Source organism: Rummeliibacillus sp. POC4 (genome assembly GCF_003576525.1).
Classification (GTDB): domain Bacteria; phylum Bacillota; class Bacilli; order Bacillales_A; family Planococcaceae; genus Rummeliibacillus.
Map to the genome: position 1 here is coordinate 1 of NZ_QWUA01000032.1, position 12,620 is coordinate 12,620.

Annotated in this window: 14 protein-coding genes and 2 riboswitches; of the genes, 12 read left to right on the forward strand and 2 right to left on the reverse strand. The window is 34.7% G+C overall.

What is annotated here, in order from left to right:
* Positions 1–146: 146 nt before the first annotated feature.
* The 5 genes from D1606_RS11225 (at position 147) to thiE (ending at position 4,053) form a co-directional block, all read left to right on the forward strand.
* Complete coding sequence (locus D1606_RS11225) at positions 147–626, forward strand: GNAT family N-acetyltransferase (RefSeq protein ID WP_119416104.1); 480 nt, start codon at positions 147–149, stop codon at positions 624–626.
* A gap of 251 nt (positions 627–877) precedes the next feature.
* A riboswitch (TPP riboswitch) is annotated at positions 878–975 on the forward strand.
* 57 nt (positions 976–1,032) lie between these two features.
* Positions 1,033–1,130, forward strand: a riboswitch (TPP riboswitch).
* Between the two features lie 63 nt (positions 1,131–1,193).
* The gene (gene tenA, locus D1606_RS11230) at positions 1,194–1,877 is read left to right on the forward strand and encodes a thiaminase II (protein ID WP_119416105.1); all 684 of its coding nucleotides are present in this window, start codon (positions 1,194–1,196) and stop codon (positions 1,875–1,877) included.
* Entirely contained in the window at positions 1,864–2,613 is a 750-nt protein-coding gene (gene thiM, locus D1606_RS11235; protein ID WP_119416106.1) for a hydroxyethylthiazole kinase, read from the forward strand. Before tenA ends, thiM begins: the two co-directional genes overlap by 14 nt.
* Entirely contained in the window at positions 2,613–3,437 is an 825-nt protein-coding gene (thiD, locus tag D1606_RS11240; RefSeq protein ID WP_119416146.1) for a bifunctional hydroxymethylpyrimidine kinase/phosphomethylpyrimidine kinase, read from the forward strand. The genes thiM and thiD overlap by 1 nt, the downstream gene beginning before the upstream one ends.
* Positions 3,424–4,053, forward strand: coding sequence for a thiamine phosphate synthase (gene thiE / locus D1606_RS11245; RefSeq protein ID WP_119416107.1), 630 nt, complete (start codon positions 3,424–3,426; stop codon positions 4,051–4,053). The genes thiD and thiE overlap by 14 nt, the downstream gene beginning before the upstream one ends.
* An 88-nt stretch (positions 4,054–4,141) precedes the next feature.
* On the opposite strand, the gene D1606_RS11250 is transcribed toward thiE, so the two are convergent.
* Both D1606_RS11250 and D1606_RS11255 read right to left on the reverse strand, forming a co-directional pair.
* Entirely contained in the window at positions 4,142–5,305 is a 1,164-nt protein-coding gene (locus D1606_RS11250; RefSeq protein WP_119416108.1) for a phenylacetate--CoA ligase family protein, read from the reverse strand.
* Positions 5,306–5,351: 46 nt separating this feature from the next.
* The gene (locus D1606_RS11255; RefSeq protein WP_119416109.1) at positions 5,352–6,422 is read right to left on the reverse strand and encodes a methyl-accepting chemotaxis protein; all 1,071 of its coding nucleotides are present in this window, start codon (positions 6,420–6,422) and stop codon (positions 5,352–5,354) included.
* Positions 6,423–6,799: 377 nt separating this feature from the next.
* On the opposite strand from D1606_RS11255, the gene cstA reads away from it, so the two are divergent.
* The 7 genes from cstA to D1606_RS11290 all read left to right on the forward strand — a co-directional run bounded on the left by cstA (position 6,800) and on the right by D1606_RS11290 (position 12,607).
* Entirely contained in the window at positions 6,800–8,605 is a 1,806-nt protein-coding gene (gene cstA / locus D1606_RS11260; protein ID WP_119416110.1) for a carbon starvation protein CstA, read from the forward strand.
* Positions 8,606–8,780: 175 nt separating this feature from the next.
* Entirely contained in the window at positions 8,781–9,128 is a 348-nt protein-coding gene (locus tag D1606_RS11265; protein ID WP_119416111.1) for a DoxX family protein, read from the forward strand.
* 264 nt (positions 9,129–9,392) lie between these two features.
* Entirely contained in the window at positions 9,393–9,869 is a 477-nt protein-coding gene (locus D1606_RS11270; RefSeq protein WP_119416112.1) for a DinB family protein, read from the forward strand.
* Positions 9,870–10,061: 192 nt separating this feature from the next.
* Entirely contained in the window at positions 10,062–10,949 is an 888-nt protein-coding gene (locus D1606_RS11275) for a hypothetical protein (RefSeq protein WP_119416113.1), read from the forward strand.
* A 214-nt stretch (positions 10,950–11,163) separates the two neighbouring features.
* The gene (locus tag D1606_RS11280; protein ID WP_119416114.1) at positions 11,164–11,553 is read left to right on the forward strand and encodes a nuclear transport factor 2 family protein; all 390 of its coding nucleotides are present in this window, start codon (positions 11,164–11,166) and stop codon (positions 11,551–11,553) included.
* The gene (locus D1606_RS11285) at positions 11,543–12,043 is read left to right on the forward strand and encodes a GNAT family N-acetyltransferase (protein WP_119416115.1); all 501 of its coding nucleotides are present in this window, start codon (positions 11,543–11,545) and stop codon (positions 12,041–12,043) included. Before D1606_RS11280 ends, D1606_RS11285 begins: the two co-directional genes overlap by 11 nt.
* An 18-nt stretch (positions 12,044–12,061) precedes the next feature.
* Entirely contained in the window at positions 12,062–12,607 is a 546-nt protein-coding gene (locus D1606_RS11290; RefSeq protein ID WP_119416116.1) for a histidine phosphatase family protein, read from the forward strand.
* Positions 12,608–12,620 lie beyond the last annotated feature (13 nt).

A 12,620-nucleotide genomic window follows, 5' to 3' on the forward strand; every position in this document is an offset into this window, starting at 1 on the left:
CCCTATTAAAGGAGTCATTTTAATTACCCTTAAAAATCATGATTATATTTCTCTCAGAATAAATAATATTTAGTTCCTCTTTTAATAAGGAGTTTGTTACAATTGAATAGACATAATATTCTAATAAATAAAAAGGGATAATGATAATGAAAATTACATCGCTCCAATTATACCCGAAGCAAAAAGTAGTCCATTTCTTTATGCAACATTGGGGGACTACTGAAATGGTTATTTCATCGGGAATATATGATTGTAGCCAATTAGATGGATTTGTTTCGATTAATGATCAACAAGAAATCATTGGACTCATCACATATATTCTTCGAGATGAAGAATGCGAAATTATTTCATTAGATAGCATCGAAGAAAGTCGTGGAATTGGTACAAAACTTGTCCAAGAAGTAGAAAAAGTGGCTCTAAAAAAGGGTTGCAAACAAGTTATATTAATAACAACAAACGATAACTTAAATGCACTAAAGTTTTACCAAAAAAGAGGATATCACTTAACTCAAGTCTTGCCAAACGCAGTAGAAAAAGCAAGAACATACAAACCGGAGATACCGTTGATAGGATATGATGGTATTCCAATTAGAGATGAAATAAAGCTTCAAAAAACACTTGTTTGAATACAGTTGATGGGAGGTTGCTAGCAATTCGACTAAACCTCCGCCAAATTTTGAAATAAAATTGTGCTTTTGATCATATAAAACTGCATTCCATTCAATCATTTGACCATCTCCTTTTAATGAGCTTAACAGAGAATTTGAAAGTAGAGATATGATTGATAAAGGAAGTATTGATTCCAAAATGGAATAGTAAGAGTAGGTAAATTTATCCTTGAGTAGCTAATTCATAAATGCTACGATAAAAGTAACTTAAATATTTGCAGGGGGACACTTTTGTGTTGAGAAGGTAAAACCTGACCCTTGGAACCTGGCAGTTAACACTGACGTAGGGAGCAAAGTACATTCAAAGAAATTTTGTACAGTAGCTCTCCATAATTTGGAGAGTTTTTTTGTACCCAAAACAAATATTTATGTGCGGGGGGACACTTTTGTGTTGAGAAGGTAAAACCTGACCCTTGGAACCTGACAGTTAATACTGACGTAGGGAGCAACGTAACACTTTAAGTCTCTATGTCCATTCATGGAGACTTTTTTGCGTCTACGTCCAACTACTAAGGAGGACTTAGAATGACATTTTGTGAAGAAGTGAGAAAAGAAACAAATTTGTATTGGGAAGGAAGTTTTGAGCATCCGTTTGTAAAAGGATTGGTTAATGGGACGCTGCCAATTGGAAAATTCAAATTTTATATGATGCAGGATGCTTATTATTTAAAAAATTACACAAAAGTACTGGCTATTGCCGCATCAAAAGCAACGGCGAATGAAGATATTAACTATTTCCTAGAAACAGCCAGTTTTATCAATGCAGCTGAGCTTGAATTACATCGAACAGTTTTTCAAGAGCTCGGGTGTACAGAAAAAGAATTAGAAGAATTTGAACCTGCTCCAGCTGCATATAATTATGTAAGTCATATGTATAATGCAGCCCATAATGGTGATGTTGCAGAAGCATTCGCAGCAATGTTGCCGTGTCCTTGGCTGTATCAAGAAATCGGAGAAAAGTATAAAAATGCGAAACCCGGTGTCAAATTGTATGAAGAATGGATTGCTATGTACAGTTCCCCAGATTATAAAGAAAAAATTGAATTGCAAAAGTCGATGATGAATCGCTTTGCAGAAGAGCAACCTGAAAAAGTAGCACGATTAAAATCGCATTTTAAAAAAAGCTGTTATTATGAATGGAAGTTCTGGGAGATGCCTTGGACATTTGAAGATTGGAAAGGTGAAGTGACTAGCTATGAGTTTATCTAAAATTCGAATGACTAATCCTCTTATTCACTGCATGACGAATTATGTAGTAGCAAATTTTACTGCTAATGGGTTGCTAGCAATTGGTGCTTCACCGGTTATGGCAGATGAATCGTCAGAGGTAGAAGAAATGGTATCCAATGCATCTGCGTTATTGCTTAATATTGGAACGATTAACAATCGTACTAGGAAAGCAATGATACTTGCAGGGCGTAAGGCAAATAGTAGACAGATACCTGTTGTACTTGATCCTGTTGGTGTTGGTGCCACGGCATATCGAAAACAAACCGTTCAAGATTTATTGGTAGCAGTGCAAGTCGATTTAATCCGCTGTAATGCTGGGGAATTAGCAACAATTGCAGGTGTAGAGTGGCATGCGAAAGGTGTAGACAGTGGTGAAGGGGAAATTGATATTGAACAAGTGGCAAAACAAGTAGCGAGTCGATATCACTGTTTAGTTATTATAACAGGACCTTCAGATATATTAACAGATGGTGAAGAAGTGAGAAGTGTTACAGGTGGTCATCTATTGATGACACAAGTGACAGGAACAGGATGCTTACTTAGTTCCATTTGTGCGGCTGCTTTAGCAGTAGAGGGAGATAAGATGACAATTCTTCATGATGTGTTAAAAGATTATAAGGTAGTTGCAGAACGTGCTGCATCTGCGAATTTACTAGGATCTTTTCAAATAGAAGTGATTAATGGATTACACGATATATCTAGAGGTGATCAATGATGGATATTGTAATGACCATAGCAGGTTCTGATAGTAGTGGTGGTGCTGGTATTCAAGCTGACTTAAAAACCTTTCAAGAACTAGGTGTTTTCGGCACATCTGCTATTACTGCTTTAACTGCTCAAAATACATTGGGGGTAGAAGGTATTTTCCCTACATCATCTGTTTTTGTTAAACAACAAATTGATAGTGTGATGAAGGATCTACCAGTAAAGACAGTTAAAACAGGTATGTTGTTTTCTGCTGAAATTATAGAAGTTGTTGCTGAAAGTTTAAAAGATAAAGATATTCGTCTCGTGGTTGACCCAGTAATGATTGCCAAAGGAGGAGCATCTCTTCTTCAATTAGATGCCGTTGAAGCATTGAAAAACAAATTACTTCCACTTGCTACTGTTTTAACGCCCAATATTCCTGAAGCAGAAGTAATCAGTGGAATTACAATTGGAACACCCACAGATATTAAAAAGGCAGCCGATATTATATTGGATATGGGCGTTTCATGTGTTGTGATGAAGGGTGGACATTTAGAGGGAGAAGCTGCAATCGATAGAGTGTACTTTCGTGATGGTACAACATTTTCTATGCAAACAAAGCGAATTGAAACTAGACAAACACATGGAACAGGGTGCACTTTTTCATCTGCAATAGCGGCATTCTTAGGACAAGGGTTAAATTTACGTGAAGTTATTATCGAGGCAAAGAAATTTGTACAATTAGCAATTCAGAACCCTTTAAATATTGGTCATGGTCATGGTCCTACCAATCATTTTTCTTATAAAATTGCACAAGGGGTTTGTGAGGTGAAAATCGTTGAATCGAACTGATTTAGCTACCTATTTTATCATGGGAACAACAAACTGTAACCGTGCTCCACTTAGAGTTCTAGAGGAATCATTAAAGGCAGGAATAACTTTTTTTCAATTGAGAGAGAAAGGGAAGAATGCATTAAAAGGTATTGAGCTAGAAGATTTTGCAATAGCTTGTCAAACTCTTTGTAAAGAATACAATGTACCTTTTATCATCAATGATGACGTGGAACTAGCATTGAAGATTGACGCAGATGGTGTTCATGTAGGACAGGATGATACTGCACTAGAAGTAATTCGAACAAAATTCAAGGGTAAGATTGTTGGTGTATCCGTTCATACAGAACAAGAAATGAACAATGCTGTAAATGGTGGTGCGGATTATGTAGGGATTGGTCCAATATTTGAAACAAAGTCAAAATCAGATGCCAAAAAACCTTCAGGTGTAAGTTTTCTACATCATGCAAGAACCCTGTATCCAGAGTTTCCGATTGTTGCAATTGGTGGTATAACTGAACAAAATGCATCACAAGTTATACAAGCTGGAGCCGATGGTGTTGCTGTTATATCGGCAATTTGCAATAGTAAAAACATAAATGAAACTATAGAATCATTTAAATCATTCTCTAAATAATTTTAATAAAAAAAGGTAACTTATCGTCTGAAATTGGAAGATAAGTTACCTTTATTAGAATAATCAGTGAGTAACACAAAGTTTATGATCAATATTCAATGTAGGAGTATTTACCAAATGCCGGTTTCTCAGTTAATGTTTCAATTGGTATAATATCTTGTAATTCGATAGAAACATTAACTCCAAGTAAAGTAGATAGTTCTTTTTGTATTGATTTACTATCGATTTCTATTAAATATTGTGAAATAAAAACAATTGAACCATTTTCAATCCTCATTTTCCACATAAATGGAACTTGACTAAGAGAGTATACTGCTTCTTGAATGTCGTACAATTTTATCTCTTTTGTATTAATTGTTATTGCGTCATCCTTACGACCATAATGAACAAGAATATCGTTTTTATCGCCACAACTACAGTTGTTTGCTTTACGAATTTCTACTAGATCATTATTATAATATCGAAGAAGAGGCATACCTTCTCTACCAGAAGATAGTACGCAATTACCAATTGTGTTTGGTTGTACTAGATCTCCATTATCATCTACAACTTCAACTTTTACTTGAGGATGGTTAATGTGATAATGTCCATTTTGGCAAGTTACAAATAATCCCCCTGTTTCTGTACTACCGAACAATAAATAGACTGGAATACCCCATAATTTTTCAATGTATTTTTTTCTGGCAGGAGAAACTACTTCTCCACCTAAAACAAGTGCTCTTAAACCTTGAATAGGATATTGTTGCCCCATTTGTTTTCCGGTTTGATAAAGTTTTACTGCTTCAGTTGGGCCCAATGCTAAAATAGAGGGCGAAGTTCTATTTATTATTTCGATTACTCTTTTAAGGGGAGTTGCTTTACTCCATTGGTCGACCCCAATATGTCCTGCTTTGACTTTATTTGCTGCCCAGTACAAGATAAAAGCTGGTAATGCTACTGCGAACGGAAATCGGTTTAAAATAAGATCATTTTCGGTTAACTTGAGATCCGAACGTATTAATACATCTGCCTCTTGTTTTACATCATTATGACTGAACCAACTTGGTGTTGGTGTTCCAGTAGTTCCACTCGTTTCGTGATATGTAGAGATGTCTCGTTGGTTAACACCAAGGACGTCTTGTGGACTTACATTTCTTAAATCATTCTTAGTGGTAAAGGGAATGCTATTCCAGTTTTCTAAATCTATACTATCTAATTTTTTTTGATAAAATTTAGACTTTAATGCTTTCTCTATAAAGAACTTATTATTCATAGTGAAATCCCCCTAAATAACAATTTAATTTGAAAAGCGAAACAAACTAATCGATATTATCCTTTTTAGTTAAATATTCTTGAATAGTCGAATGGAGTTCTTCTATCATATTTCCACCGCTCAGCTGAACCTTTTTTGTGAAATCTACAGTTTTAGTAATTTCTTCAGACCCTGCAGCTAGTTGTTGGATTGCTGCTGAAACATCGGTGATTTGATTTGATACTTCCACAATTTCACTTTGAATAGTGCTAAAGGTATGCTTAATATCATTTGCACCTTGCACGCCATATTTTACTTTTTCTCTACCTTCTTCGATCAAGTCCACAGATTTTCCAACATTCATCTGAATAGATGAAACGATATCTATTATCTGATTGGAAGAATATTTCACTTCTTCTGACAATTTGCGAACTTCATCTGCTACAATGGCAAATCCATGTCCGTGCTCACCTGCTCGAGCTGCTTCAATGGCTGCATTTAATGCTAATAGATTAGTTTGACTAGAGATATCTGTTATCGTATTAACAATTTTTCCAATATCATTAGAGAATTTTGATAAATCCGTAAGAACATTTGATACGTTTTCAACAGATTCATTAATGGCATTCATTTGGTTTAGAACGATATCAAGTGATTCAAATCCTTTTGTGGTAGCCTCATTTGTTGATTGCGAAGTGCTTGCAACTGCTTCTGTACTTGTTGCAATTTGTTCTATACCATCTGAAATACTAATCATTAATTCGGTGCTTTTTTCTACATTTTGTGATTGAATGTTTGCACCATCCATAATCTTTTCTGTTAATGTACTTAGTTTTTTGAATTTATCTCTAACTTCATCTGTGGCTACCTTTTCCTTTGAAGAAGAATCTGTAGTTATTGTTTCAATTGCTGCCGATAACTCTGATGGTGTATCAATGGATTCAATAATAGTTTCTTTTTCTGTTGTTACAATATCTCTTATTCTAAAGAAAAGAAGCAAGGAGATTGCAATCGAAGAAACCATTGAAAGTAAGATCAACAAATGAAATCCATAAGTTAGAGCATTAGCAAGTAATAACCCATTAGGGACAATGATAAGTAACAAACAAATTACATAAATATTCTTTTTCCAATTCAAGTATAATAGCTCCTTTCTTAAAATCTTTATTTAAACCATATCTTGTTCATCGGTCAAAACTCCTATTATTTTTATGGGTAAAAATAATTATTGTATAGGAAAATGTGATTATAATTAAGATAAATTAATACCTTTATACTACTTTGAAGAGGAGATTAAAATAAATTAGTTTTTTCAAAGAATTTTGTGTCATATGGAATATAAATTCCTTTTTAGGATATTTAATTTTAGAAATGTAATTTTGATAGAGTATTTAAATAATCCTTTATTTATCATATATAACTGTTATATAATAGTTTCATTCTAAGTATTCTATATTTTCAAATAATTAGAATGCTATATAAATTAATGTTTTTAGTTTAAGGGGGATGAGGGAAATGAATGCGGTTTCAGTTGTTATTGGTTCAATTTGTATTTTAGTAATTGCTTATCGTCTTTATGGATACTTTTTTACGAATAAGGTTTTAAAAATCAACGAATCAGAACCAACACCTGCGCATGAATTGGAAGATGGTAAAGACTATGTTCCAACAAACAAATGGGTAACATTTGGACATCATTTTGCTGCAATTGCTGCCGCAGGTCCGCTAGTAGGCCCTATTTTAGCTGCACAGTTTGGTTATCTGCCAGGATTGCTTTGGTTATTAATAGGGGCAGTAATAGGTGGAGCTGTCCATGATGCAGTAGTATTGTTTGCTTCGATGAAGAAAAAGGGGAAATCTTTATCGGAAGTGGCTAAAGAGGAACTTGGTCCTGTAGCAGGTTTTTGTACAGGTTTAGCCATGCTATTTATTATCACAATTACAATGGCAGGTTTATCAATGGTTGTATTAAATGCACTTGTCCATAATCCTTGGGGAACATTTGCTGTAGGGATTACGATTCCAATTGCTATGCTTGTTGGTATTGCCTATAAGAAGACAGGAAACTTAGTGGCTACTTCAACAATAGGCTTTATTTTATTAATGATTGGTGTATTTATGGGACCTTATATTAAGGATACAGCCCTAGGCGAATTCTTAAACTTTGATATGAAAACGCTCGCAATTATTTTACCTGTTTATGCGTTTTTTGCTGCAGCACTTCCAGTATGGTTGCTATTAGCGCCTCGTGATTATTTAAGTAGTTTCATGAAAATTGGTGTGTTTATTGCATTAATCATCGGTGTATTCTTTGTAAATCCGATGATTCAATTCCCAGCTGTTACGGACTTTATCCATGGTGGAGGACCTGTTATCGCAGGCCCAGTGTGGCCATTTGTTTCCATCACCATTGCGTGTGGAGCGATTTCTGGTTTCCATGCATTTGTTGGATCGGGTACAACACCTAAAATGATCAATAAATGGGGAGATATTAGAGCCGTCGGTTTTGGCGCTATGCTTGTAGAATGTTTGGTAGGGATTATGGCTTTAATCGCGGCAACTGCTCTAATGCCTGGTGATTATTTTGCGATTAACTCAACACCAGAAGTATTCAAAACATTAGGTATGCAAACAGTGCATTTACCTGAACTGTCACAAGAAATTGGTATGGATTTAGAAGGTAGAACAGGTGGTGCAGTTACTCTAGCTGTCGGGATGAGCTATATTTTTGCTAAGATTCCTTGGTTCTATGATTTAGCAGCTTATTTCTATCAATTTGTCATAATGTTCGAAGCAGTATTTATCTTAACTGCAATTGATGCAGGTACTCGTGTAGCTCGCTATTTGATCCAAGATTTCTTTGGCGATGTGTATAAGCCTTTAAAACGTGTAGATTGGTTACCAGGCTCAATTTTTGCTAGTGCTCTAGCTTGTTTCATATGGGGGTATTTATTGTATTCAGGCGATATTAGTTCGATTTGGGTCCTATTCGGTGTATCAAACCAACTAATGGCATCTATTGGTCTTGTAATCGGAACAACCGTTGTCTTAAAAATTGCCGATAAACGTTGGTATGCACTAACTTGTTTAGTTCCTTTAGCTTACCTATATGTAACAGTAAACTATGCAGGATTCTGGATGATCAAAAATGTCTACTGGAATAGTGCAGCTGCTGGGTATAAACCGTTAAATGGTATTTTATCGGTTATTATGTTAGCTCTTGGCCTGATCGTCGTAATTCTTGCTATTAAAAAATGGGCAGAATTATGGAAGAGTCCTAGATTTAAAAAGATTAATAAGCCTCGAACAAAAGCGGCTTAATCTATACTGAATAGTAATAGCATGCTAACTTAATCAGTTAGTGTGCTTTTATTTTTTCAAATCTATGTTTTTAAGAAGTTCTACTTCTAAACTCTATCCATCGATACTATAAATAGTAGTATAGAAAATTTGTGATAGAGGAGGAGTTGCTATTTTAAAGAAATCTCTTGTTGCGTTGATTCAGTTTTTACTTTCACTTGCTTTTATGTATTTTGGTTATTTAAAACTAACCGCTCATCCTATGCATGTAGAGAATTTCACTGAGGTGTATGGCTATGGAAAGACTATTATGTATTGTATAGGAGCAATTGAAGTAACATCTGGTATAGGGTTATTAATTGGTTTTATGAAAAAAGGTTTTGTTCCTATTTCAAGTGGAGCATTGGCTGTTGTAATGGTCGGTGCGATTACTACACATTTAAAGGTAGGACAAGGTATTGAAGTTGCTATGAAGCCCTTTATATTTTTTGTATTAAGCGTAGTTATATTTTTGGTATCAACTAGTGAAAGCGATGAAGACTAATTTTGATAGAAGAGTTACTAGAAAAGAAAAGCTTTAATAAAGGGCTATCTAATTGAAGATGGCCTATTTATATTTAGAAGTTTTTATTTTGAACTAAACACTTTTTACATAGCAAGACAAATATATTAGAGTGTTAAATAATAGTTACAATCATCTGGAAAAATAACAGGGGTTAGTAAATATGATAAAACGCTTTATAATTGCATGCATTTATGCGCTTCGATATGATTAAAATGATAATCATAATATGGAGGTATCACCTAAATGTATCGAAAAATAGAAGATTTTTTAGAAGATTGGACAGCTTCTTCAGATGGCACATTAAAAGTCATTAAAGCTATTACAAATGACAAAATGAATCAAGCGATTGTTGAAGGACATAATACACTTGGTTGGTTAGCATGGCATTTAGTAGGTGTAGGGGCTGCATTTGGGCATTTAGCAGAACTTCAAGTACCTGGACCAGGCCGCAGTCAAGAAATTCCAACAGATATTGCTGAAATCGTGGACGCTTATGAACAACTTTCAGAAGCCTTCAAAAAAGAAGTAGCAAAACTAACAGATGCTGACCTTTTAGAAGAAGTAAGTGGTTTTGGGGGTCCTATATTACGCGGGAAACTTTTAAACAAACTGATCGAACATCAAACACATCATCGTGGACAAATGACTGTATTACTTCGACAAGCTGGATTACCTGTACCAGGTGTCATGGGACCAACGAAAGAAATGCAACAACAATAATTAGTTAAAGAATAGATAGGAGGGGTTACCACAATAAGGTAGCCCTTTTTTCTTTATATGGAAGTTTTTGTTTTATATATTTGTTACGTGCTTGTCATTTAATTTTAATTTCCCTGCCATTTACATAATTTACGGTTATATATAATAAAATAAGGACCTGTCATAAAAAAGATTGTTAAAGAGGTGCAAACTATGAAATATTCAAAACAGCTGGTTAGCTGCATAATAGCAACGTGTTTGTTAAGTGCTTGCTCAGCGAATGCTGAAAAAGGTACAAGCAATAGTGATACGAATAGTGAGTCAACTGTACAAGTTGATACCAATTCGCAAACTACTGAAGAAAAGACCAACACAGATGATGAAAATGAACAACAACAGACTTCTGAAATTAAAAAAACAACAGATGATACAACAACTTCAAGTACAAATAATTCATCTGTTACAAACAAAGAAGATCAAACAAAAATGATCGAAACAATAAAAAAAGAAGTAAAAACGTCAGGATTACCAGTCGAACTTCCAACCATACTACCTTTGAAGGACGGAAAATATTTAAGCGCAACAACAAAAGCTGGAAAGAATAACTATTCAATTGTGTTCTATGAAAGTGATAAAAACGTTAAAATAAATGATCCATCCTTAAGAAAAGCTCCTAAAAAATCAATAATAGCAAAATATAAAGTCATAAAATACATTGACTTAAATAAAGCAAATACAGAAATTTCCTATGAAGACTTTAGCAAGGTAGGTGGCCAAAAGGTGAATCTTGGCCATCAAATTATTGGATATCAAGATGCAGGGGCTGGAGCGCTATGGACTAGTTGGAATGAAGGCCGCTGGGCACTTGCAACACATACAAGAGCGACAAAGCCAGAACAAGGGCTCGAACTAGCGAAGAAAGCAGTAGAATTTTTAGAAACAAATACTTTGCCGGTTCCAAAGCCAAATGGTTCGATTCATTTAGATGCCATAAAATCAACTGAAAATAATGTGAAATGGCAAAATAACAACATTGTGTTTTCAGTAGAAAAAGTACAAGACCCGATTAATGCTTTAAAGATTGCTACATCGGTGAAATAGAATATTACCTTTGAAGATGAGGCTACCTTCCTGGGGGCCTCATTTTTTATTTAATGGTGAAAAGGAAATACCCATTCAAAAAAGAAACAAATATCGATCAAAATATTCTAATCCATAAGAAGTCTACCATCCATGTCTAAAAAGAATATATTTATATTCAAACATATTTCACTATGTTATAATTTTCTAAAAATTCAAAAGGATTGTGACCGATATGACAATTCCTGATTTAAAAGAACATCTTCAACTACTAGAAGAAAATCTACTAACAGATGAAGTGCGTTTAGATCCACTTAAGTTAAAAAAATATCTAGCAGAGGATTTTTTTGAGTTCGGAAGCTCAGGGCATATTTGGCATATGCAAAGCTATCTTGGAGAAAATGGAGCAGGTATAATTGATGCTTCCATTGCAAACTTCAGCATACATCCACTATCAGAGGATATTGTATTAGTAACATACCTTCTGGAAAATAGAACCCGTCACAATTATTCTCTACGTAGTTCCATTTGGAAGATTTTTGATGGGGTATGGAAAATGGTTTTCCATCAAGGAACGGTTAAAGCAGATAGCCAAATAACAAGGGGGGATTACATTGACTGTTAGATTATTAACAGAAAAAGATGCTCAAGCCTATCGTGACTTAAGGTTAGAAGCATTGCAAAAGAATCCTGAAGCTTTTGCGGCAATTTTTGAAGATGAACAAAAAAATCCATTAGAATACTATCAAAAAAGGTTGAAAAGAAATGAGTTTTGGACTTATGGCTATTTTGTTCAGAACGAATTAGTTGGTATTGTTACCTTACTAAGAGAACAAGGTCCAAAACTACATCACCGTTCATCAATTGTAGCGATGTATGTTACAGAAAAGGTGCGTAAAAGGGGTATTGGAAAAGAATTAATGCAAGCTGCTATAGAGCAAGCAAAGAAAATTGATGGAATTGAACAAATCTATCTATCTGTTGTCACAACAAATATTTCCGCAATTGCTCTATACCAAGCATTAGATTTTGAAATATATGGTACAGAAAAAAGAGCACTGAAAACAGTTGATGGAACTTATTGGGACGAATATCATATGGTTTTATTTCTATAACAAGGGGAAAGGAACTAAATGACTACTATTTATTTTGTTCGACATGCACATTCAATCTACACACCTGATGAATTGAAAAGGCCACTTTCAAAACAGGGATTATGTGATGCGGATAGATTAACTAAGATGTTAACAAATAAGGAAATCGATTTAGTTATAGCTAGTCCATATAAACGAGCAATTCAAACAGTTGAAGGTATCGCAAGGGCAAATGGAAAAGAAGTTATGATCAATCAAGCATTTCGTGAACGACTACTGTCTTCTGAACCTGTAGATGACTTTCATCAAGCGATTTCAAAAGTATGGAGTAATCCAGCCTTTGTATGGCCAGGAGGAGAATCCAACATCGATGCTCAGAGACGGGGAGTACATGCAACATTAGAAGTATTAAAACAATATGAAGGGAAAAGGATCGTAGTAGGTACCCATGGTAATTTGATGGTACTCATTATGCAATATTTTGATCGTCGTTTTGACTTTTCCTTTTGGCAACAGCTTGCAATGCCCGATGTTTATCGGCTTGAGTTTATAGGACAAGAATTAAAATCAGTAAAAAGAATATGAAAGGTAAATTAAA

Coding starts and splice junctions, on each gene's coding strand:
- cstA (WP_119416110.1), top strand. CDS start 6,800: ATGAATGCGGTTTCAGTTGTTATTGGTTCAATTTGTATTTTAGTAATT.
- D1606_RS11270 (WP_119416112.1), top strand. CDS start 9,393: ATGTATCGAAAAATAGAAGATTTTTTAGAAGATTGGACAGCTTCTTCA.
- D1606_RS11290 (WP_119416116.1), top strand. CDS start 12,062: ATGACTACTATTTATTTTGTTCGACATGCACATTCAATCTACACACCT.
- thiM (WP_119416106.1), top strand. CDS start 1,864: ATGAGTTTATCTAAAATTCGAATGACTAATCCTCTTATTCACTGCATG.
- thiD (WP_119416146.1), top strand. CDS start 2,613: ATGGATATTGTAATGACCATAGCAGGTTCTGATAGTAGTGGTGGTGCT.
- D1606_RS11250 (WP_119416108.1), bottom strand. CDS start 5,305: ATGAATAATAAGTTCTTTATAGAGAAAGCATTAAAGTCTAAATTTTAT.
- D1606_RS11280 (WP_119416114.1), top strand. CDS start 11,164: ATGACAATTCCTGATTTAAAAGAACATCTTCAACTACTAGAAGAAAAT.
- D1606_RS11225 (WP_119416104.1), top strand. CDS start 147: ATGAAAATTACATCGCTCCAATTATACCCGAAGCAAAAAGTAGTCCAT.
- D1606_RS11275 (WP_119416113.1), top strand. CDS start 10,062: ATGAAATATTCAAAACAGCTGGTTAGCTGCATAATAGCAACGTGTTTG.
- tenA (WP_119416105.1), top strand. CDS start 1,194: ATGACATTTTGTGAAGAAGTGAGAAAAGAAACAAATTTGTATTGGGAA.